At 53.2% G+C, this 21,184-nt stretch carries 20 protein-coding genes; 16 read left to right on the plus strand and 4 right to left on the minus strand.

Annotation, left to right across the window (positions count from 1 at the left end; translation table 11 throughout):
• Positions 1 to 2: 2 nt before the first annotated feature.
• Positions 3 to 2,582: a KAP family NTPase gene (locus KP814_RS08085; RefSeq protein WP_216736291.1), complete on the minus strand. Its 2,580-nt coding sequence runs from the start codon at positions 2,580 to 2,582 to the stop codon at positions 3 to 5.
• 574 nt (positions 2,583 to 3,156) lie between these two features.
• On the opposite strand from KP814_RS08085, the gene KP814_RS08090 reads away from it, so the two are divergent.
• Together KP814_RS08090 and KP814_RS08095 are read left to right on the plus strand one after the other, a co-directional pair.
• On the plus strand, positions 3,157 to 3,546 hold the full coding sequence (locus KP814_RS08090) for a hypothetical protein (protein ID WP_216736292.1): 390 nt from the start codon (positions 3,157 to 3,159) through the stop codon (positions 3,544 to 3,546).
• A gap of 182 nt (positions 3,547 to 3,728) precedes the next feature.
• Positions 3,729 to 4,475: a hypothetical protein gene (locus KP814_RS08095; RefSeq protein ID WP_216736293.1), complete on the plus strand. Its 747-nt coding sequence runs from the start codon at positions 3,729 to 3,731 to the stop codon at positions 4,473 to 4,475.
• Here the strand turns inward: KP814_RS08095 and KP814_RS08100 are convergent.
• Positions 4,432 to 5,223, minus strand: a complete 792-nt coding sequence (locus KP814_RS08100) for an ABC transporter substrate-binding protein (protein WP_216736294.1) — start codon at positions 5,221 to 5,223, stop codon at positions 4,432 to 4,434. The genes KP814_RS08095 and KP814_RS08100 overlap by 44 nt on opposite strands.
• A gap of 292 nt (positions 5,224 to 5,515) precedes the next feature.
• Here KP814_RS08100 and KP814_RS08105 point away from each other — a divergent pair, with 292 nt between their 5' ends.
• The 7 genes from KP814_RS08105 (at position 5,516) to KP814_RS08135 (ending at position 12,386) form a co-directional block, all read left to right on the plus strand.
• Positions 5,516 to 7,765: a TonB-dependent receptor gene (locus KP814_RS08105; RefSeq protein ID WP_216736295.1), complete on the plus strand. Its 2,250-nt coding sequence runs from the start codon at positions 5,516 to 5,518 to the stop codon at positions 7,763 to 7,765.
• Positions 7,753 to 9,090, plus strand: coding sequence for a sialidase family protein (locus tag KP814_RS08110; protein ID WP_216736296.1), 1,338 nt, complete (start codon positions 7,753 to 7,755; stop codon positions 9,088 to 9,090). Before KP814_RS08105 ends, KP814_RS08110 begins: the two co-directional genes overlap by 13 nt.
• Positions 9,090 to 9,554, plus strand: coding sequence for a hypothetical protein (locus KP814_RS08115; protein WP_216736297.1), 465 nt, complete (start codon positions 9,090 to 9,092; stop codon positions 9,552 to 9,554). The genes KP814_RS08110 and KP814_RS08115 overlap by 1 nt, the downstream gene beginning before the upstream one ends.
• Before the next feature lie 82 nt (positions 9,555 to 9,636).
• Positions 9,637 to 10,545 (plus strand): phage tail tip lysozyme, encoded by a 909-nt coding sequence (locus KP814_RS08120; protein WP_216736298.1) that lies wholly within the window; start codon positions 9,637 to 9,639, stop codon positions 10,543 to 10,545.
• A gap of 215 nt (positions 10,546 to 10,760) precedes the next feature.
• Positions 10,761 to 11,498 (plus strand): DUF4013 domain-containing protein, encoded by a 738-nt coding sequence (locus KP814_RS08125; RefSeq protein WP_216736299.1) that lies wholly within the window; start codon positions 10,761 to 10,763, stop codon positions 11,496 to 11,498.
• Between the two features lie 266 nt (positions 11,499 to 11,764).
• Positions 11,765 to 11,959 carry a hypothetical protein gene (locus tag KP814_RS08130; RefSeq protein ID WP_216736300.1) on the plus strand — a complete coding sequence of 65 codons (195 nt, stop codon included), beginning with the start codon at positions 11,765 to 11,767 and terminating at the stop codon, positions 11,957 to 11,959.
• A gap of 148 nt (positions 11,960 to 12,107) precedes the next feature.
• Complete coding sequence (locus tag KP814_RS08135) at positions 12,108 to 12,386, plus strand: putative quinol monooxygenase (RefSeq protein WP_216736301.1); 279 nt, start codon at positions 12,108 to 12,110, stop codon at positions 12,384 to 12,386.
• Between the two features lie 31 nt (positions 12,387 to 12,417).
• Here the strand turns inward: KP814_RS08135 and KP814_RS08140 are convergent, their stop codons facing one another.
• On the minus strand, positions 12,418 to 13,320 hold the full coding sequence (locus KP814_RS08140; RefSeq protein WP_253938245.1) for a LysR family transcriptional regulator: 903 nt from the start codon (positions 13,318 to 13,320) through the stop codon (positions 12,418 to 12,420).
• 99 nt (positions 13,321 to 13,419) lie between these two features.
• Between KP814_RS08140 and KP814_RS08145 the strand changes: the two genes are divergently transcribed.
• The 5 genes from KP814_RS08145 to KP814_RS08165 all read left to right on the plus strand — a co-directional run bounded on the left by KP814_RS08145 (position 13,420) and on the right by KP814_RS08165 (position 17,142).
• Positions 13,420 to 13,818 carry a nuclear transport factor 2 family protein gene (locus tag KP814_RS08145; RefSeq protein WP_216736302.1) on the plus strand — a complete coding sequence of 133 codons (399 nt, stop codon included), beginning with the start codon at positions 13,420 to 13,422 and terminating at the stop codon, positions 13,816 to 13,818.
• Positions 13,819 to 13,902: 84 nt separating this feature from the next.
• On the plus strand, positions 13,903 to 15,348 hold the full coding sequence (locus tag KP814_RS08150; protein ID WP_216736303.1) for an amidase: 1,446 nt from the start codon (positions 13,903 to 13,905) through the stop codon (positions 15,346 to 15,348).
• Between the two features lie 324 nt (positions 15,349 to 15,672).
• On the plus strand, positions 15,673 to 15,984 hold the full coding sequence (locus KP814_RS08155) for a DUF6559 family protein (RefSeq protein WP_216736304.1): 312 nt from the start codon (positions 15,673 to 15,675) through the stop codon (positions 15,982 to 15,984).
• A gap of 4 nt (positions 15,985 to 15,988) precedes the next feature.
• Complete coding sequence (locus KP814_RS08160; RefSeq protein WP_216736305.1) at positions 15,989 to 16,786, plus strand: lipopolysaccharide assembly protein LapB; 798 nt, start codon at positions 15,989 to 15,991, stop codon at positions 16,784 to 16,786.
• 116 nt (positions 16,787 to 16,902) lie between these two features.
• Entirely contained in the window at positions 16,903 to 17,142 is a 240-nt protein-coding gene (locus KP814_RS08165) for a hypothetical protein (RefSeq protein WP_216736306.1), read from the plus strand.
• 18 nt (positions 17,143 to 17,160) lie between these two features.
• Here KP814_RS08165 and KP814_RS33355 read toward each other — a convergent pair whose 3' ends face one another.
• Positions 17,161 to 18,048 carry an AraC family transcriptional regulator gene (locus KP814_RS33355; RefSeq protein WP_216736307.1) on the minus strand — a complete coding sequence of 296 codons (888 nt, stop codon included), beginning with the start codon at positions 18,046 to 18,048 and terminating at the stop codon, positions 17,161 to 17,163.
• 93 nt (positions 18,049 to 18,141) lie between these two features.
• On the opposite strand from KP814_RS33355, the gene KP814_RS08175 reads away from it, so the two are divergent.
• Both KP814_RS08175 and KP814_RS08180 read left to right on the plus strand, forming a co-directional pair.
• The gene (locus tag KP814_RS08175; RefSeq protein ID WP_216736308.1) at positions 18,142 to 19,182 is read left to right on the plus strand and encodes a methyltransferase; all 1,041 of its coding nucleotides are present in this window, start codon (positions 18,142 to 18,144) and stop codon (positions 19,180 to 19,182) included.
• Positions 19,183 to 19,839: 657 nt separating this feature from the next.
• The gene (locus KP814_RS08180; RefSeq protein ID WP_216736309.1) at positions 19,840 to 21,123 is read left to right on the plus strand and encodes an aerolysin family beta-barrel pore-forming toxin; all 1,284 of its coding nucleotides are present in this window, start codon (positions 19,840 to 19,842) and stop codon (positions 21,121 to 21,123) included.
• Positions 21,124 to 21,184 lie beyond the last annotated feature (61 nt).

Genomic DNA, 21,184 nt, shown 5'->3' on the forward strand with positions numbered 1-21,184 from the left:
TTTTATGTTACTACGCTTCGGTCCTCCTTTTGTAGATTCTTATCTTTAATAAGTTGTCCATTTCGCTCCCAGTAAAGTCCCATTTCTTTTGGATCGAGTCCTCCGGGAAGTCCAGACTTTGTTGGGTAGTAACCATCATTGACCTCTCCAGCCGAGAAAGCGTTACCCAAATGCTCTAGACAGTAATCTAAGAAGTAAAAGATATTATTTTCGTCTGGAGGCTCGAAACAAAATCTAAATATGTACTTATTCATTAGCTTTGCAATTCCGCCTTTATCGGTAGTTCCAGACTCGTCGTAAAATCCACAGCATACACCGGAGCCGCTAGGAGGTAACGCACTACTCAGTTGATATATCACGAATATGGCTACGTTGGAACGCGACGCCGAAATGTATTTCTCCAACGAAATAGAATCCTGCTTGGATTGACCATTCCGTGGTGACGGGCTGCTAATTGGAGGGGGGGCGTCTCCTAGAAATACTTCATCAGAGGTTTCACTAATTTCCTTATAGAAGTTCTTTCGTGGCGTTATGTATGCTCGCTTGAATAGAGAAAATATCCTCTGGGATATCTCTCTCATTTCCGCCAATTCGAGCTTTTTGACATCCCCTTCTATAGGGGCATTACTATTATTATGACGAATCAATGCTGCGTATAAATTGTGCAGCTGCGATTGGCGGTCTATTGAGCAAGAGAGCCTGAATGTCATGAGGTCACGCCATCCAAGGACGCCGCGAGCACTGGCTACTAAGCGTTGGAGTAGACCTTTACGCTTGTAGGAATGTTCGCCGAAAACCCGCCATGCTATCTCCATAACATTAGTATCAGTATTCTTGTGGCGGTAGCGATGAATCTGGGTTTCTCCCCAGCCGGCACTATCCAAAAGTTGAAGTAATGTGTAGATGGATCTCTGTCTCAGTCCTCTATCGTTAATATCAATTGATGAGTAGCGAGGCAGATACTCGACAAGCGTATCTATGGCATTGTCAGTGATTACACGAGTGAAGCTATGAGCCTGATTGGCAAGTATCCTCCAAAACTGATCGTGGGCATGATCTCCTTGTTCCAACCGGAAGTAATGGGACGATAGAACTGATTCAATAGATGCTCCTTTTAGAACCTGATCCACTGCATCTTGGTAAAGTATAAAAGTCTCCCTTGGCTCAGGAGTGGCGAAATGTACAATTAGATTAAGGTACTTCTCTAAGGTCCTGAAAGAAGTTTGATTGAAGCAGGCGCGTGAGGCTAAATCCTTTTCATCTGGAATACTCCAATTTAAGTTCAGGGTGTCTGTGTGAAAAAGCTGTTTTAAGAGAAAGGTTGCAGTATTTTGTTCTTGTATTAATGCACAGAATTCACCTGTATTCTCATAACTGCTTTCCTTCGTATTGCGATTGACTGAGAAGATGCCACTGCGTCCCTGTGTCTCTTCGGCATAAATACGTCTGAACAGCCCAGGGTAGTTTAGATGTATGAGTATTAGATTAATAAGATCACGCTTATTAAAGTCTGTCCGGCCTAGATCGCTTTTCTCAAGCTGCATGAGCAGCATAGCATTGACAAAACGCTTCACTTTGCGTAAGTCGCCAACAAGCGGTAAATACTGAGTGGCGTTGTCTTTATCTTTGCCCAGAATATCTGCTAGTTCATTAAGCACTGAGCCTAGCTTCTGCATTGTATCAGGCGGAATTGTGGTTGATTGGTTAGCTTGAATTTTCCAATCCGTTTGTAAAAAATTCCGAATTTGTAAGCTATCAACAAATAGGCTTAACTTCACAGTTATAAATTTCTCTAGAAACTCTCTCGCCCTCGAACTTTCCTCTTGGCTTCCTGCAAGGATTTCTGTGTCGTAGCAGAGAACATAGGTCGCCTGAGAAAGATTAAATGTCCGGCGTATCGCAAACAGTACGTTGTTTATGGTTTTAGTGTCTAAGCGATCAAGGTCATCAATGACGATTATTACACGACGATTAATGCGCTTCAGGACGTCATTAATATCATCAAGCAGCTCATCAGCGGTCTCTTGCGATGGTTCTAAAGTGAGCTTGAAGCCAAGGAATGAAATGTCGGCTTTCCCCTTTATCAACCGAGAGTATCGCGACACAGCAGGGCGAAACTCAGGAACGAATACTTTTTGTTGAATTGCTGAGGACAAGTCGCGAATCAAACGATCGGCAAGATCAGGCTCTGAGGCATAACGAAGAGGCTCAAATCGGCAAACAATGACTTTATCTTTTGCTTTTTCCCAATAATGTTGAGCAAGGTTGATAAAGCTAGTTTTGCCGACTCCCCATGGTCCATCGACCCCAAAGGTAAGTCCTGAATGGGCTTTGCTTTCAAGGACAGTATCCGCGAATGATTTGACCTGTTCGTCGCTGGCTAGCAGATCTTCCTTGTTGTTATCGACTTCCTCGTCGGCAAGGAAGCGAAGTTGTGGAGGGGCAGTATTGGGTCCTTGTTGTCGCCGCTGAACTAGAGGTGTCAAGAGTATCGTGCAGAGAAAAAGCAATACCGTTGGGCCTGAATAAGGATCTACATGTTTTAGTGTTTCGTGGACTTTGGATAGCAAGGGAGAGATCAAATAGTTTGTCCAGATGCCTACAATAATTATGATCAGCAAGTCGACGCGAAGACTTGAGCAAATCCGTGATGTAGCAAGATGTGCTCCTCGTTTGATGGCGTAGGTTAGACAGAGGCGAAATATGGCTAGTGATATGACTACTATCCCCGTGGCTCTGATACAGAGGGGGACGTCTGACAAGATCCTAGCGAAGCTGTGTCCGAGGTAGTATGCGGACCACCCAACTTCAGCTCCCACAAAACCTATGAATAACAGCCTCACGAACACCAGTAATTCAGGCATATTCATGGTTTGATCGTGTTTGTTGGAAGCCATTAATTTCTTTCCGAGAAACGGGCTAGATCACAATATATCCCATCAGTTTCGGTCATGCTCCATCGGAAAAACTAGTACAGGAGTTGTATGACCAAACATAGAGAATATAGACCAGTGACCGGCACGAAGCGCCACCACCGCCGGCTAGCATTCAGAGAGAAATCCCTATATGGTGATTAATCTGTTGCTACTTCACTGATTTATCTCGTTATTCGAAAACGAACCAGAAATCAGGCGAATACGGACTGGAGGAGGAATGATGGCGATCGTATTGATGACGCTGATTGGCTTAACGGTGGCCGCGTGGCTTTGGCTGGCCCTAATGGCCATTCTGGCGGTGAAGAACGATGACACGCTGGAAACGAGCCAAAAAGCGCTACAGTTTTTTATCATACTCGTGGCGCCACTTTTCGGCTCCTTAATGGCGCTTTATCTGGTAAACCAGTACTCGCCTGAAGCCATACCGCATCGGCTGATTCCATGGCCGTTCAAAAGCTTCTTAAGCAGTTCGTCTCAAGCTTACAACGGCGGCGTAGACAACTCAGCAGGCACTGCATATGACTTCGCCATCAGCGCGCGTCATGATAGTGGCATGTTCGATATGGGGTCTGATGGCGGCGGTGGTGGCGATGGAGGAGGCGGAGACTAACCCTTCTCTGATAACCACCTGGGTTCCTTCTCATCACCCCAAAATACGCCAATACGCACTCAGTTTCTTCCTGTAGCAAAAGCCAACCAAACATAACAACTTTCCGGGCTTGCAGCCCTTGCCAATTCCTCTTTCTAGCCTAGTTTTTAAACACGGTGGTAATACTGGCTGAGGGAGGTTTTATGCGTTTGTATAGCTACAAAATGACCCACGATTCAGGCTTTGCGCCCAATCCATTTGGCGAGTGCTTAACCTTGGCGACTTGCAAACCCTATATCCGAATGAACGATAACGTTGAGAAGGGAACGTGGATTGCTGGATTCTCATCCGTTGCTTTAAATCGCGATGCAGTAGGTTGCGAGCGACTTGTCTATTTGATGGAAGTGTCGGAGAAGCTACCCATTGGGGACTATTATAAAGACTCTCGCTTTCAGAATAAGATTCCAGATATTTCGGCGAAGAGCGCGATAGAGCGAGCCGGAGATAATATTTACGAATTACTGCCGTCAGGCGACCAAGAAGATTACACACACTATCGGCAGGTCAAGAATCCTAGCCACTGGGATATAAAGCAGGACAAGCCTCATATGGGGTGTCAGAAGGAAGATATCTCTGGTGAGAATGTGTTGATTGCGAAGACGTTTTATTACTTCGGCCGCAAACCGCTGGTGATTCCAGACCACCTTCGGCCTTCTGTTCCCAAGGGCTCATCAGTCTATGGCAACCTAACGGAAGGTCAAAAAGCAGGCGACTTTATTGACTTTATTAAGACGTACAAAAAAGGCCTGATTCATCTCCCCCACACATTCGACGCCGACGAAAAAACATGCAGCAGCTGCGCCCCCAAACCTACGAAAAAAGCGCCAAAAACGACCTGCGCGCCCCCTAATCAAAATCCCGCTCGCCGGGCAGCCACTCAATCACATTAAAGCGCTCGGCGATCTCCCGGTATGCCGGTTGCTGGCGGAATTGTTTGTAGGCGATGGCGAATTCATAGGCGAGTTTCGTGTCGCTTTGGCGGCTGAAGCCAATGTACATGGGTTCGGAGGGGAATAGGGCGCCTTGCAGCGGTTGTACGACGTCTTCCAGGTTTTCGATAGCGGTTTTACTACGCAGCATGGCGTTAGAGCCGCCCAGTATGGCGTCGTAGCGGTCGTTGACCAGCATGAGGAAGAGTTGCGCCATGGTGACGGTGCGTTGTTGCAGCGGATAATTGTTGCGGATTAACGCCACCGCCTCGTCATTGATGTGATAGCCGGTAGGGACGGCGACGCGCCAGCGGGTGACGAAATGCTCCAGCGGCGGGTCGTAGAGAATTTCATTGGCGCGGGACTTTTTGATGTAGATAGTGCTCTGTGAAATGTGCAGAAGATTGTCGGGCAGATAAAGGGCGAACTTCTCGCGCTCAATGGACTTCGCCATGTAGGTCACGGCGTTCACTTCACCGCTTTCCAGCATCTTGATGACGCTGGTCCAGGGCAGACGCACGAACTCGACCTTCCATCCCAGACTGGCCGTCACCTGCTTGACGACCTCAGTATGAAAGCCAGTCAGCTCACCGGAATCCGTCACATACTCAAAGGGCTTGTTGTTGGCGTCCTCCATGCCGATGATTAAGGTCTGCGCGAGCACCCCCTGCGAAAACAGCGCAAACCAGAGCCACAGACCATAACGCATTACTTTCCCTCCCAGGCAATAGTGACAGTATAGTTACGATCTCCCAGGCGCTCGATAAATCTGCATGAATCTGTCCGGGAACACCTTTTTCTATACAAAGACCGTGGGTTGAGATCGGCGGCTCCGTTTGGAAAACAGAAAAAAAACCGGCGCCGCTGCAAATTCAGCCTGGGCTATTTCTGTTCACCTAACCGGCCTAGCTCAAAAATCCCTGCGACATTTTGCCGCATCCATCTCCCGTAAAGGCTTCATTACTATGCCCTTTTTCTAACATTCATAGTAAGGGGACATTATGCGCCTGAACCGCGCGATTGGAGCTGTAGCAAGCCTTGCGCTGCCATTGGGGGCCGCGGCGGAAGAGGCCACGGTGTTACAAGCGGTGGAAGTAGTGGGAGAACGGCCCGCGTTGGTGACCGAGCCGACGGCTTTACAAACGGAAGTCATGGCGGAGAAACTGGAGAACATCAACAGTCCAGAGGTATCCGATGCGCTTAAATACGAGCCTAACCTGATCGTGCGCAAACGCTATATCGGCGACCGTAACGCCACCTTATCCTTCCGTGAGACGCACACCACCCAGACCGCGCGCGCCGTGGTGATGGGGGATGGCGTCATGCTGAGCAACTTCCTGGGCTCCAGCTTCAACTTCGCGCCGCGATGGAGCTTGATGCAGCCGGAGGAAATCGAGTGGATCGAAGTGCTGTATGGACCTTACTCCGCGGAATACAGCGGCAACGCCATGGGCGGCGCGGTGATCATGCACGGCCGCATGCCGGAACAGCGTGAGGCGCAGGTGAGCGCGGGCGCGTTCCTGCAGGATTTCAGCGCTTACGGCACAGATGAAACCTACTTTGGCTACAAAACCCACGCTTCATTTGGCGACCGCCAGGGACCCTGGAGTTACTTCCTGGCGACGGACTGGCTGCAGAACGAAGGACATCCACAAAGCTTCGGCATCGCCTCTGGCGCCGGCGGCGCCCCGGTGGGCAATCCTGTCGAGGGCGCCCATGACTATCCGGCCGGGGGCTATCTGTATAACTCCGCCGGGCGCAGCGACATCGGCGAAAGCGTCAGCAAAATCAAGCTGGGCTACGACATCAACGAGCGCCTGCAAGCCAGACTGACGCTGGCGTATCTCGACCGCAACGAAGACAGCCTCAATCCGGAAACCTATCTGCGCGACGCCGCAGGCCAGCCCGTGTATAACGGCGACGTGGATATCGACGGCGCCAGTTACAAAGTCAGCAGTCAGCGCCTGGGCGAATCCGAAGCGAAAGACCTGATCTACGGCGCTGAACTGGAAGGCGCGCTGGGAGACGGATGGGAAATCAAGTCCGCCGTGTCCCTGTATGACGTGCTGGAGCAAAAGCAACGCCGTTCTGGAACCAACTACGAAGACGCGCAAGCCAACGGCGCGGGAACCCTGACGGAAGACCAAGGGACGGGCTGGGAGACCGCCGACGTCAAATTCGGCCATCGTCACGACGGCGGCTGGTTGGGCGACCGCGTTTTGTTTGGCTATCACTTTGATCGCTATCGGCTGGATCAGGCCAACTACAACACCACTCACTGGCGCAGCGACGACATCGCCAGCTTGAGCGGCGACACGGAAGGAACCACCCGCACCCATGCGCTGTTCGTGGAAAACGAATGGACGCTGGCCCCGGCCTGGGGAATGACGCTGGGCGCCCGGCAGGAGTGGTGGCGCGCCTATGACGGCAAGCTGGCGCGGGATTTCGGCCCTGATCGGGTGAGCGCGGCCTATCCGGAAAGAAGCGAATCCGATCTGTCCCCCAAAGCCAGTTTCAGCTATCGCCCCAATGCGGACTGGAGCGCCACTTTGTCTCTGGCGCTGGCTTATCGCTATCCCACCGTGGGCGAGCTGTATCAGGGCTCCATCGACAATACCGGCGCCTTCAACGCCAGCTTTGATCCTGATTTGAAGAAAGAAAAAAGCTTCGCCAAGAACCTGACGGTCAAACGCAGTTTCGACAGCGCCTCGGTGACCGTCAGCCTGTGGGAAAACGACGTGGATGACGCCATCTACCGGCAGACCAATGTGCTCACCGGCGTCACCAATTATCAGAATGTCGATCGTGTGCGCTCTCGCGGCGTGGAGCTGGTGACCGGCTTTCAGAACGTGCTGACGCCCGGGCTGGATCTGGACTTCAACCTGTCCTTCACCGATGCGGAAATCCTCAAGAACAGCGGCGCTCCGGAGTCTGAGGGTAAACAGTTTCCCCGCGTTCCCAAATGGCGCGCCAACGCGCTGGCGGGCTATCAGGCGACGGAGCAGTTGCGCCTGGGCGGCGGCGTTCGTTACGCCAGCGATCCCTACGATAGCCTGGACAACAGCGACGGCGACCGTAGCGGCTTCGGCTATACCGACAGCTTCCTGGTGTTCGACGCTCGTGCGGCATACGCACTGGATGAGCATTTCTCAGTCGCCGGCGGAGTGGATAACCTCACCGACGAACGTTATTACGTGTATCACCCGTATCCGGGTCGAACCTACTATGCGGAGGTCAAATGGAAATATTGAATCTGCGCCTGTTGCGCGTCGCTGTGATGGCGGCCGCGGCGGGCCTTGCAAGCGGCGGCGTATACGCGCACGGCGACAAGCATGGCGCGCACAATGACAAGAGCGGCGGCCATCATGGCGCGGCGGCGCCCGCAGGCCCTTGCGCCGATCCCACCGCGCTGCCGTCATTAAACTGCGCCAAGTCGCCCACGCCGGCGTTCGGCCACGATGGGCGACTATGGATCACCTGGTATTCCCGCGGACATATCTACATCCAGCATTCCGACGATAACGGCGCCACGTTCAGCGCGCCTCAGGCGGTGAACCCGATCCCGGAGCCAGTGGACGACCAGGGCGAAGATCGGCCGCAAGTGGCGCTGGGGCCGCGTAACGAAATCTATCTGCTGTGGACCCGCAAGCTGGATAAACCCTACACCGGGCATATCCGTTTCAGCCGCTCCCTGGACGGCGGCCGCACCTTCAGTGCGCCGATCAATGTGAACGACGACAAAGACGTCATCGCCCATCGCTTTCCTACCTTCCGGGTGAATGATCGCGGCGAGATCTTTGTGGTGTGGGTGGATAAGCGGGATCTGGAAGCGGCCAAGGCCGCCAACAAGGAATACGCTGGCGCTGCGCTCTATTACGGCGTCTCCACGGATAACGGCGCGTCTTTCCAGACCAGCCGCAAACTATCGGACAACTCCTGCGAATGCTGCCGCATCGCCATGGAGCTGGACGAGCAGGGGCTGCCGGTGATTCTGTATCGACAGGTGTTCGACGGCGGCGTGCGCGACCATGCGGTGATCACCTTCAGCGATCTGACCTCGCACTCCGCGCCGCAACGGGTGAGCGATGATCAGTGGAAGCTGGATGGCTGTCCCCACCACGGTCCGGCGCTGGCGACGAGCGGCGACCGACAACATCTGGCCTGGTTCACCGCGGGAGAGAACCGTCAGGGTCTGTTCTACGCCCATTCCTCTAAAGACGGCTTCAGCAAGCCCATGGCCTTTGGCGGTCCTGGGGCGGAGCGTCCCATGATCGAAGCGCTGGGCGATCACGTCGTTCTCACCTGGAAGGCCTTCGCCGACGACCGCACCCGCACCTTCATGCAGATATCCGAGGACGGCGGCGATTCCTGGAGCGCCGCCACGGAAGTGGTCAATACCGAAGGCGCGTCGGATCATCCGTTGCTGGTTAACGATGGCGACAAGATTTATCTGTCTTGGCAGACGGCGCAGGAGGGCTATCGTTTGACGGCGTTGCCGGAATCCAACGCGGAAGTCGCGGCCAACGCCTCGATCAAGAACGCGGAGAGTCACCATGAACACAAGGAGTCGTTGTGATGGGACGAATGTTGCTGACCCTGGCGGTGCTGCTGTTCGCCGCCGTCGCCAGCGCCGAGGTCAAGCCGTTCACGGCGGATAGCGTCAAAGCGGTGCAGCAACAGTGGGACGGCGAACCTTACCTGATGGTGTTGTGGTCCATTGACTGCCCGCCTTGTCACAAAGAACTGGAGACCTTGGGCGGACTGTTAAAGGACAACCCGGATCTGGCGGTGACCCTGGTGTCCACGGATCAGGACATGCCTGAAACTCAGGTTATGGAAACCCTGGCCCGTTATAAGATCGAATCCGCCGATAACTGGCGCTTCGCTGATCCAGTGCCAGCGCGTCTGCGACAGGCGATTGATCCTTCCTGGTATGGGGAATTGCCGCGCAGCTATTTCGTTTCCGCCAACGGCGAGCGCAAAGGCCGCAGCGGCCTGTTGTCCGAGGACGCCATTCGCGGCTGGCTGCAGAACGATTAAGTCCTTCTGTGGTGGGCCCCGCCATCGCCGCCCATCCCGCTTTTTGCAACCGCTAATCAAAATCAGTCAAAGAGGAAAGGCGATGGATATAAAAGAGTTTAATTCCTACTTGGATGACGTGAGCCAACGAAGTCCCGATTCGCAGGTGGCCGCGCTGGCGGAAATCTACCGCGATGAATTCAACCGTCAGTATGACCAGCTGAAAAGCAACGGCGGCAATCTGGGAGCGATGCAGGAGCTGCTGGATATGATCATGCAGCAACTGCGGTCGATCCTGAAAATGGACGGCTCCCAGGATTCTAACCCGTCCAAGCATGATAAAACCGGCGGCATTGACAGCGTCTGTGGCGTCAGCGATCCGCCTGCATTGAACCTGGGCGTGCATAAGTCCAATAAAATCGCTGACGTTGATCTGAAAGATACGCCGGTCAGCTTCGACTCCGCCCTGAGCAAAGCCATGCCGAAAGGGCGTCTGTCCGAGTCGGAAGGCAAGGATGTGGCGATGCAGGTCATGGATAACCTGATCAAGGATTTCGGCCTCACTCCAGAGCAGGCGGCGGGGGTAGTCGGCAACCTGTATATGGAAAGCGACGGCATGAATCCGCACATCAACCAATACTCCCAGTTTGGCCAGGGCGCCTCCGATCCTCGCGCATTTGGTTCGCCCACGAATGACCGGGTGCAGGACAGCACGGGGTATGGCTGGGCGCAGTGGGGCGAGTCCAGCAAGTACAGACTCATCTCCTTCGCGGAGAATAACGGCATGGACCCTGGCAGCGCCGCCGCCAACTACGGCTTCCTGAAGCACGAGCTGTCTTCCACCTCGGAAAGCGCGGTGATCGACAAATTGAAGAAGACGGATTCCGTTTCCGACGCCATGGTGGTGTTCAGACAGGATTTTGAACGGGCGGCGGTAGGATCGTCGGCGGATCAGGAACGCCTCAACAAAGCTAACGAAATATACGAGGCGTACAAGAGCAGAACCGCTTAAAACTTAACGAAGACGGACGGGCGCCGGCTCGCCGTCTTTTTTACTTTAGTCTCGCATTTACAATATGTTACATTCCTGTCGCTTCCCGTTGGCCATCGTAGGGGGCGCGCGACAGTTCTCCGTTGTCGCCTTCCCTGATCAATGGTCATTTCACGCCGTCGGAACCGGGATTCCGATCATGTCCGTAATCATTGATGAGTAGAGAAGGGGCGACGATGCCGTTCATAGAAGGAATAAAACAAAGCCTGATTTATCCATTTGAGGACCGGGACTGGGTCAGCAAACTCTGGCCATTACCGTTGATCGCCGCCATTCCCGTGCTGGGCCTGATCAGCGTCATTCTTCTGAAAGGCTGGCGCTTCGAGATGGTGAAACGCATCGCGCAGGGCTCCCATGAACTTCCTCCCTTTCGTCCCATTCCCATGCTGAAAACCGGCGCTTTGTTATGGGTGGTCATGATGGGACACATGTTCATTCCCGGCGTGCTGTGTTCAATTTTAGGGATCGGCGGACCTTTAGGTTTCGCGGCGGATATTTACGACATTCTCACCGACGGATTCAGCGCCTGGGCCAAATCGCAGCCGTCGGACTGGTTGTTGACCTTGTTGGTCTACTTCGTCTGGGGCGTGATTTCCTTTCCGGTATTTCAATCCGGCATGATCCGTTACGCCCTGAGCGGAGACTGGAAAACCTTGCTCAATGCGCCGGCGAATTTTCTGCTGTTCGTCCGGCATGTGCACTACTTTCTGAAGTTCTATATTTACTGGGTGCTGCTGTCACTGGGCATCTTTCTGGCGGATTCCGTACTGGCTTTTACCGGGATTGGCCTGTTGCTGGTTCCTGTCTTCACCGTATGCGCCTATTACATCACTACCGCTCACGAGCTGGGTTTGCTGGCGAGAAAGGTGAATAACACAAAGGCGGCAAGCGAGATCGCGTCAACGGCGGCATGAAGGCCCTCGTCGCAGTGTTTTCAAACTAACTCGGCAAGGAACAATCCCACTCTGCGCCAGCGTATTAGTGCCTTTGCGGCGCCGGCGACCACTGCTAGGGTCAACATACGCCTGCTCATTAAGCGCGGATGTCAGCCCGTTTGGAGGCGCGTTAAGCAGGCGCAGGCCGCCAGCCTGACGATAATGGGGCAGGGGTTGCGCCCCGGAGGTTCATCGACCAGCTTGCGGCGTTCATCCTCTCAACACACTCAGAAGGAGTCTGTGTCATGTTGAAGAAACTCATCGCTCTAATGTCCTTAATCGCTGTATTCAGTGTTGTGACGCCGGCCAACGCCCAGTCCACGACTGCGACGAATGCAGTCAGCGCCGCCGCGACTATTGACGAAATTGGCGTCAGCCAACATCACTACTACCTCATCTGCATCGTTTATACCTGCTATAAGATCCCCATTCCTCACTGAGATGGTGGGCCGGGTGTGTCAGGCGCCGGCAGAGGCAAGCTAATGCGTACTTGCACACTGGGGCATTTGTATAGTCCGTTAAGGATGGGAAACCATCCTTAACTTTTGTATGGTGAAGACGCCTGATTCAACCTGGCGCGGAGAGCAAATGTCCAAGGTGATTCTCAAGGGATATATCATTGTCCCCCATGACGATTTAAACGCCGTAGAGCAGGCGTTGCCCAGCCATACACAACTGACCCTTGAAGAGGAAGGCTGTCTGATTTTCCAAGTAACGAAGCACGACAGCGACCCCAACCGGTTCGACGTCTATGAAGAGTTCGTGGATCGGGCCGCCTTCAATGCGCATCAAGCCAGAGTGAAAAACTCCCATTGGGGCGGAGTGACCCTCAACGTCGCAAGGTATTACGAAATCTGCGAGGAATGAATTTCTGCGCAATCTTTTTCGAGGCGATAGTCTATTTCGAGGCGATAGCGATCAGCATCTGACGGAGCCATAAACTTCCAGGGTCGGCGTCGTCCCGGGGATGCCAGGCCATGACAACCTCGAAGCAGGACTGTTTAAACGGCGCTTCGAACATATCCAGGTCTTCTGCAAATCGAGCCAGAAAACGGCGGGGCAGGGTTGCAATATAGTCTGTTTGCGCGAGAATCAGGGGCGCCAGACTGTAGTGTTGGACGGAAATAGCGACGCGCCTTTGCGCGCCCAGCCCATTCAATATGTCATCTATTTTACTCTGGAACCCGCCGCCCATGCCGGACACCATGAGGTGGCCCCAGCGGCAATAGTCGTCCACATCGATGGCTCCCAGCCCCCTCGGGTGACCTTTTCGCTGCGCGACGCAAAACTGGTCTGTGAGTAGGGTTTGGCGCACTAATGATCCCGGTGCAGAGGCTGGCGTGGCCAGCATGAGGTCAATTTGGCGCCCCTCATGGCTGTCTTGTATCAGCTCTGGGCCCATCTGACGTATAGCAACTTTTATCCCCGGCCCCGCCTCGCGACTGACCTGGGCGATAAGATCAATGCAGAGCATGACCGCAAGGTTGTCGTTCGCGACAAGAGTAAAAGTGCGTTGAGCGGTTTGCGGATCGAAAGCTGGGGCGCGCTCGACGAGTTCAGTCAATGCCCGTATCTCTCGATTCAGCGGCTCTTTTAATGCCAGAGCCCTGGCGGTCAGCACCATGCCCCGGCCACTGCTCGCGGGGATGAGCAGCGGGTCATCGAATAACTTCCGCAGCCGCGCGAGTTGGGCTGACAGTGCGGGTTGCGTCATAAACAGCCGCTGAGCCGCTCGCGTGACATTCGCTTCTTCCAGAAGCACAGACAGAGATACCAATAACCCCAAATCCGACGGCCTCATATAAAGATCTCTTATAGGTACTAGTCAAACAATCTATTTCAAGCATACCTCAATACCTCCTAAATTGGCTCCACATCAACCTAATCAGGAGAGTTTGAGATGACTACCTTGGATCAAAAAATCGCTATCGGCCGGCAGTTTCATGAAGCGCTGACCACACAGAACTGGTCGCTGCTGGAGGCTGTGCTAACGGATGACGCCACCTGGACATTGCCAGGCTCGAATGAGGCTTCTGGTTCAGGAATGATTGATGGTCGCGAAGCCATACTTGATCAATGTCGATTGATTGTCAGCTATGGCGTTAATTTCGACCTCAAACACATCCTTGTCAGCCGCGATAATTTAGCCCTGCAGTTACACAACACCGCTGTGAACGGGGCGCGCCGGCTGGATGAGCATCTCGCAACGGTTTGCGTGCTACGAGGCGACAAGATTGCAGCCATTGAGACATTTCTATCGGATGTGCCGGGGATGAACGCCTTTTTCTCAAAGGACTGATATGGACGCAGAAACCTTTGGAGTGATGGTGACGATGATAATGATGGTAACGATGGGCAATGTTCAGCAATGGCGGAGACGAGTATGAAAGCGGAAGAGTACGTCAAATATGACGGTATCGGGCTGGCGGAGTTGATTAAAAAAGGCGAGGTCAGTCTGTCTGAAGTCACGGAGGCTGCGACGGCCGCCATTAATGCAACCAACCCCGAAATTCTTGCGGTGGTGGAAAACTGGGAGGGCGTCACGCCGGCGGAAGCGCGCAAAGACTCGCTGCTATACGGGGTCCCATTTTTAATCAAGGATCTCGGTGTTGTCATGAATGGCAAGAAAAACGAGCTGGGCAGCAAGTTGGCGGAAGGCTTCACGCCAGACTTCGACAGCACCCTGATGACGCACTTCAAACATGCGGGTCTGGTGACGCTGGGACGGACCGCTACACCTGAGTTTGCGATCAGTACGACATCGGAAACGCGCGCATTTGGTCCAAGCCGTAATCCGTGGAATACGGACTACAATTGTGGAGGTTCAACAGGCGGATCAGCGTCGGCTGTGGCCGCTGGCATGGTTCCGCTTTCTCACGCTACCGACCGCGGAGGCTCCATCCGCATACCCGCGTCCGTAAACGGCATTTTTGGCCTGAAGCCCACACGCGGGCGGGTCTCTAATGGCCCTCATCTTGATGAGGTATGGAGCGGACTGGTCTCTCAGCTTGGCGTCAGCCGCACCGTGCGTGACAGCGCGGCGATGCTCGACGCGATCAGCGTTCCCGGGGTAGGCGAACCCTATTACACTGCGCCGCCGGCGGAGAGCTTTTTGACCTCCGTGGGCAGAGACCCGAAACCGCTTCGCATCGGCCTGATGATGGACCCCGCCAACGGGACTAAAACCAGCGCTGTCGTAGCGGAATCAGTCGCCAGAACCGCCAGACTGCTTGAAGACCTCGGTCATCAGGTGGAGGCAGTCAAATTCGACCTTGGCGTGAGCTGGGAAGCGTTTGTACATGCTAACGCCCAGTTCTGGACCCTGAATACCGCCTCCTGGGTGGAACTGATTGCGGAACTCACCGGCCGCCCAATCAATGCAGACACCCTGGAACAGGCGACGCTCGCGGTGCATGAATACGGCAAGAACGTCAGCGGAATGGATGTGCTTGGCGCTTTGGGGACGCGCAACATTGTCTCGCGTAGTCTGGGCGCTTACTTCCAAAACTTCGACATTCTGATGACGCCCACCATGCCAGAGCTTCCGCTCAAGATCGGAGAGTACAACAAGGTTCAGAATCAGGTGGATGGTCTCGGCTGGATCGAACACGTCTTCAGACAGTCGCCGTTCACAGCATTGGCGAACCTCACGGGCGTCCCCTCTATGTCCGTGCCCTCAGGCTACGACAAACAGACGCAACTGCCGATCGGCGCCATGTACACCGCCCAGTTTGGCGATGACAGCGCCTTGTTCAGCCTGGCGGGCCAGATCGAACGGGCGGCGCCGTGGAACACGAGAACACCCAAGGTGTGGGCGGGAGGGTCGTAGGGAGCTGTTTTCACGCTAACCGTATAAATCGCCGCGTGGGAGTTACCGCGCGGCGATTTAATTTCATTGGGTTACAGTCTGGGCGGACAACGCCCCGAAAGGGACAAAACTGCTGAAAAGCCATACAAACTGTGGGTGGGGAGAATGCGCTCAGGTTTGTAAGGTCTACGAGGTCGAGAGACGGCTCTGGCGTTTAAAAGGCTCCAGACGTATCTTCTCCCGATTTGATAAGCTGGATGTCGTGTTTAAATTTTTCATCCAGTTTGCATTAATTGCTGATAAGTTACTTAGTGTGAACAGTCCCTGTAAGTAACAAGGTAATCGATGAACATCGTAGATAAAGTAAAAAGAAAAGACGCCATCCGCAAATATATTGGCGTATTGGGCCCCGAGCTGAGAAAGCGGCACGACAAGAAAAAATTCTACAGCGGCGACGAAGTAAAACAGGCCCTGGCCGCCCTGGAGTTGTCCAACAAATTCATCCCCTTCGCATTGGCGCTCTATTGCAGCAAAGACGAATACGAAAAAGCCACCCCGCAACCCGGCGGAAAGGTTATGAACTACGCTGAAGCCAAGACCATCGCGCTGAATATCGCCCTGGCGGGGAGCGCGTTGGGGAGTGGGGAAGGTGACTAGTTGCTTGAAGCGATGCATTTTGTTCATTCTCATGACCTTTTGGGGGACGGCGATGGCGGCGGATATTGTCTATAAATCAGCTGACGGCAGAGTGCTGACCTTGCAGGAGTTGGAGAACTTAGACGGTCAGGCAGAGTGGGAAGTTCAGAGTGGGGGAGATATACCGGAGGCCGCCGTCGCTTTGCACAATCAGGCCAGGGAGTTTGGTCAGCAAGGGGAGAACGATAAGGCGATTGACGCCTTCAAGCAGGCTATAAAGCTGGCGCCGGAGTGGCCCTATCCTTATTACGATCTGGCGTATACCTATCTGCTGGCGGGCGATCCGGAACAAGCCTTGGCGCTATACAAGACAGTAAATCAGCTGTCTCCCCGAGGATTTTTCACAGCGCAAACCGCCTATCACTATCTGCAGCTCGAAAAGGAAGGCAAGTATCCGGCGGGATTGTATTTGTATTACCTCAGCCATGAATGGGGGAAGAGCCCGGAACAGCAAGCGGAGATCTTCGCGAATATTCTCAATCGCTTTCCCGACTACGCCCCGGCCCTGCAAAAACTTGCAGACCTGTATGAGGACGAGGAAAAGAAACTCGCGCTGATTGATAAAGGCCTGGCCGCCAATCCGGATAAGGAAACACGAGGTTTTCTTCTGCTGAATAAAGCGGTCACTTTGTTTAACCGTGGCGACAGTCAAACGGCGATCGCTATTTTGGGAGAACTGGCTTTGGACCCTGAATCCCCGAGGGATGTTGAACTTATCGCCAAGCGCACCTTGGGGATGTTGGTGAAGCAGCAAGGGCAGTGAAGTGATGGGTTCAGCATTAAAGATACGCTGTCTCATGGTTTACCGCCTGGTTACCTGGAAGCCGATATACTCTCAAGTTAGACTCACAGCCAAGCTGATAGTTATGTGGAGGCGATATGATTTCATGGGTCGTTAACGTTGTCGGATTATGTCTGTCCTTCTATTTCACGGATCTGACGTCCGAGTCTTTTTTTACAAGCATTATCTGTCCTATTCTGGTTATGCTGTTTTTGATATCCATTGCGTTGAAAATCGCCATATCCACTAAGGGCTCCGGCGGCTACTCGCGTGATAGCGGAGGCGGCGGCTTCTTTGGCGGCGATGGAGGGTGTGGAGGCGATGGCGGCGGGGACTGATAGGAACGCCCCCGACTGTTACCTTTCGCTGGGCGAATAACCGTAATACTTGCGAAAGGCCGCGCTGAAGTTCTCCGGGTGTCGATAGCCCAGGGTATAGGCGGTCCAGGCGACTTGCTTGCCGGCCTGTAGCAGGGCTTTAGCGCGCTGCATTTTCAATTCCAGTAATTTCCTTCCCGGCGAGACGCCAAAGTAGCGGCGGAAACCGGTCTTAAACCGATAGTCGCTCATTCCCACCTGTGCGCTCAAAAAGGCGATGGACAACGGCTGCTCCATTGCGCTTTGCATGAGGTCCACTGCATGCTCCAGTTTGCGGATATCTTCGGCCTGCATGTCACATACGTCATCGATCGGCGCCGTCTGCCGCAGTGTTTCCGCCAGCAGCGTGAGCGCCTGAATACGCTGGCTGAGTGGATCAGCCTGAGATGCGCGTAAGGCATGTAGGTTGGCCAACTCCGCTTCGCTCGTCCGGCGATGCAGCAGGACAGACGTATCTTTATTCCTGCACAACAAGTGGACGATGCGCTGCATTCGCGGCGTTCCCAGATACTGCTCTAAACGATCCGCGGAGAAGGCGAGCCTGACTTGCTCCAGATTTTTCGTCGCATTGAACTGACGGCGCCCCTGGACATCCTGATAAGAAGCAAAAGTAACGCAGCCTGATTTGAACGGCGCCGTCACTGAACCGCAGCGACTGTGATAGGCGGACTCACCGGCCAGCCCAAAAGTGATGACATACAGCCGCGCGCCGCCTTCTCGTTGTTGGTGTTCTGAATAAGGGGCAGGGAAGCGCTGGCGTAGATGAATCAGACTGAATCCATCCTCCATGTCGGTAATGCGCGCGTTCAGGTTGGGACCGACGCGATCGCGCCAATCAGGGTCTGAACAGGGCTCACCTTCTATCACAGTGATTGCTCCTAATGGCACAGGCATTCAAATGATAATAATTATCATTAGCTGATAGGGTATGTCTACTATCTATCAGGAGACATGATAACTATGACGTTCAATCCTCCCCATCCCATGCAGGCATACTGGAATATTGCGGCGACGCCGGTACAGGGACAGTCGTTGAAACTGGCTATCGAAATGGACGTGTTCCGGTTGCTGCAGCATCCTGCTACCGCGTCTGAACTGGCGCGGAAAACTTCCACTCGCCCGGAGAAACTGGGGTTATTGCTGGAAATGTTGTGGAGCATGGGATTACTGCATCGCTGTGGCGAGGCGCCTGTAGGCGACTTCGAGTACAGTCTTACCTCAGTGGCGCGTGAGTACTTCGCTCCAGACGTTGAAGACAGTCTCGCTTCCGCTTGGCGCTTTCGTTTTGACGTGTTGAAAACCGCCGCTGACGCGATGACGCGGGACCGGATAAGTGCAGATGAGATGCTGGAAAATGCTTCCCACGCCACCGACGCCGGATGGGCGGCAGCGGCGCAGGCGCAGATCGCCCACGAGCAAGCCAGCATCAGCGCGCCGGCCCTGGCGGAACTGCTGACGCAAATTCCTGCGCTTCCAAATAAAGGACGTCTCATCGACCTGGGGGGCGGGCCAGGGATAATGACGCAAAAGCTCGCGCGGGCTTTTCCGGATATGAAGGCCTACCTGTTTGAAGGTCCCATGACGGCGGCGGTCGCCAGAGATTCTATCGGCGCCGCAGGTATGGCGGACAGAATTGACGTGCTGGAGGGCGACCTGGAGACAGACGCATTCGGTGACGATTACGCTTTGATTTGGTGTTCCTCCGTTCTGCACTTTATTCATGACCGAGTCGCCTTTCTCAAGAGAGTGAAAGACGCTCTGGCGCCGGGAGGCGTGTTTATCTGCGCCCACGGCGAGCGTTCCGACGACCCCGGTCGCAACGCAGAGCTGCTGCCTTTCTATCTGCCCATGTTGCTGCGCGGCTGTTTTGTCCCTCGGCAGGGGGAAGTCGGGGAGTTGTTGGTTGAGGCGGGCTTCTCCGTGGTTCAGTCCGCTGGGCGCCGCCATTTCGCCCTGGCGCCGGTTCAGGTGATGGTGGCGCGCAAGGAGCCGAGGGCCTGACGGATTTTGGGGCCGCTGTGAAAGCGGCCTTCTTTTTTCTCTTTTCATTTCTTTCTATTTTCCTTTTTCTCCCTGAACCCCTCACTGAATTTCTCTTCCACTAAAGTGAAATTTAATCATTTTATCGCCGCTGCTTTCCTTTCATTTCTATTATTTGGATCAATAAATGAACGACTTCTGGTTGGGTTACAAAATGAAACAAGTTATATATTGTTATGAAATGCTTTTCATAGCGAGTCAGACAACGCTGTGTGATTGATAATTTAAATTTTAATGTTCGTTCTGTGGGTAGGGTGAATGAACATAATCTGTCTATCTAGACAAGTTTTATTGAGCGTCGATTAATTAATTCTTATGAATATTCAATAAGATAAATATTTCGACTTGTAATAGTTATCTGGATGGTAAATTAGATTCGGCTTAATTAGGTTTTTTGAATGTCAATAGGCATTAGACTAAAGGCTAATTTTCTGATTATTTTTTGATTGATTAACTGAGTTCGCGTTTATTTGTTTGGATGAAATGATTACTGAAATAAACCATATGTATTAATCAATTAAACCGCAGCATAGGCCTAATGATAGATATATAGAAACGTTTTGGTGAATCGTTCTCTAAATGAGTAAAAGGACGATAAATAAATATAAGGACCTAATTATGCATTACCTGTCGAAATCTTTTGTTCCCTCAGCGCTCGCAGCCAGCATCCTATCACTGTTAGCGCCCGTCTCGACCGCTCAGGCGAATGACGATATACCGAAGTATCAAGATAAAGTATACGCCGCCCAGGATCTCGCCTCCCTGAAGGATACTATCGTTCGCGATCCGGACTTCTATGTCCCTCTGGCTTATCTGTCGCACTACCTGGGCTACGGCTGGTGCGGCGGAACCGCCTCTCAGAATGTGGGTGAAGATTTCAGTATTACCCGCAATGGCGACGAACAATATACATTACAGGCTAATTATAATAGCAGTGATCCATACACTGACGGATACTGGGCGGATAAACGCTTAAAAATGTCGTTATCCGGACTTAAGTTTTATACCAACCCCGGCTCACTTAAACTGGGCGATCCCCAGGTCTATGACCGCGAGCCGTTAAAAACCATTACTGCGGTGGTATATAACCGTGGCAATACGGAAGATACCGCCGTCGCCACTTTACAATATGACGAAACCAAAAGTTGGTCGAAACAGGAAGATTATTCTTTCTCCGAATCAATAAGCATCAAAAATACATATAAATTTGATCTTAAGATTTTTGGAGGAAGTACGGAAATTACCGCAGGCTTTACCGCCAATCAGGGCTGGAGCGAATCCAACGGCAACAGTGAGACAGTCACCCAGTCCGCGCAGTATCGCGCACTGATGCCGGCGAACTCCAAGCGCATCATCACTCTCACGGTCTTCAAACAGAAAGCCGATATTCCCTATGAGTCGGAAATGGTCCTGGGGTACAACGTCGCGTTGGAGAACTTCCTGCGCTGGGGCGGCAACGCCAGAAACGACCACCCGACAGATCGTCCCTGGGAGAATTTCACCTTCGGTGGTCGCAATAACCTGAACGGCGCGGAAGATATCCTGGATCAGTACGCGCATCGCGGTATCCAGAACTACGGTCAGTGGGATTGGAACTGGATGCTGAACCAGTATGGCGCCGACAGCGTGAAGTGGGCGGTGGGCAATATCAGCAAGCGTCGTTTTATCGCGCCGCTGACTGGTAAATTCACCACAGTCGATGGCAGTCAGTTCAACATCGACGCCAGTGCGCCTATTTCTCTGGATAGTTCTGAAATGCAGATGGCGCAGCAGTCCGCTCGCACCAAACGCAGCCTGGGCGGCAATCTGGAGATGGAAATCGTGCGCGTGGATGACTACAGCTACGACGACACGGTCACCAATCTTACCTTCACTTTGGATGACGGCTTGAAATCCATGTAATTCAAGCGAGTTCGCACGCTGATTCTGATCAGCTCCCTTTTGGCGCGTCACTGCTCGGTGG

This window comes from Hahella sp. HN01 (assembly GCF_018986435.1).
GTDB lineage: Bacteria > Pseudomonadota > Gammaproteobacteria > Pseudomonadales > Oleiphilaceae > Hahella.

Coding starts and splice junctions, on each gene's coding strand:
- KP814_RS08140 (WP_253938245.1), bottom strand. CDS start 13,320: ATGAGGCCGTCGGATTTGGGGTTATTGGTATCTCTGTCTGTGCTTCTG.
- KP814_RS08135 (WP_216736301.1), top strand. CDS start 12,108: ATGTCCAAGGTGATTCTCAAGGGATATATCATTGTCCCCCATGACGAT.
- KP814_RS08090 (WP_216736292.1), top strand. CDS start 3,157: ATGGCGATCGTATTGATGACGCTGATTGGCTTAACGGTGGCCGCGTGG.
- KP814_RS08150 (WP_216736303.1), top strand. CDS start 13,903: ATGAAAGCGGAAGAGTACGTCAAATATGACGGTATCGGGCTGGCGGAG.
- KP814_RS08125 (WP_216736299.1), top strand. CDS start 10,761: ATGCCGTTCATAGAAGGAATAAAACAAAGCCTGATTTATCCATTTGAG.
- KP814_RS08115 (WP_216736297.1), top strand. CDS start 9,090: ATGGGACGAATGTTGCTGACCCTGGCGGTGCTGCTGTTCGCCGCCGTC.
- KP814_RS08120 (WP_216736298.1), top strand. CDS start 9,637: ATGGATATAAAAGAGTTTAATTCCTACTTGGATGACGTGAGCCAACGA.
- KP814_RS08145 (WP_216736302.1), top strand. CDS start 13,420: ATGACTACCTTGGATCAAAAAATCGCTATCGGCCGGCAGTTTCATGAA.
- KP814_RS08130 (WP_216736300.1), top strand. CDS start 11,765: ATGTTGAAGAAACTCATCGCTCTAATGTCCTTAATCGCTGTATTCAGT.
- KP814_RS08175 (WP_216736308.1), top strand. CDS start 18,142: ATGACGTTCAATCCTCCCCATCCCATGCAGGCATACTGGAATATTGCG.
- KP814_RS08095 (WP_216736293.1), top strand. CDS start 3,729: ATGCGTTTGTATAGCTACAAAATGACCCACGATTCAGGCTTTGCGCCC.
- KP814_RS08105 (WP_216736295.1), top strand. CDS start 5,516: ATGCGCCTGAACCGCGCGATTGGAGCTGTAGCAAGCCTTGCGCTGCCA.
- KP814_RS08100 (WP_216736294.1), bottom strand. CDS start 5,223: ATGCGTTATGGTCTGTGGCTCTGGTTTGCGCTGTTTTCGCAGGGGGTG.
- KP814_RS08155 (WP_216736304.1), top strand. CDS start 15,673: ATGAACATCGTAGATAAAGTAAAAAGAAAAGACGCCATCCGCAAATAT.
- KP814_RS08110 (WP_216736296.1), top strand. CDS start 7,753: ATGGAAATATTGAATCTGCGCCTGTTGCGCGTCGCTGTGATGGCGGCC.
- KP814_RS08180 (WP_216736309.1), top strand. CDS start 19,840: ATGCATTACCTGTCGAAATCTTTTGTTCCCTCAGCGCTCGCAGCCAGC.
- KP814_RS08165 (WP_216736306.1), top strand. CDS start 16,903: ATGATTTCATGGGTCGTTAACGTTGTCGGATTATGTCTGTCCTTCTAT.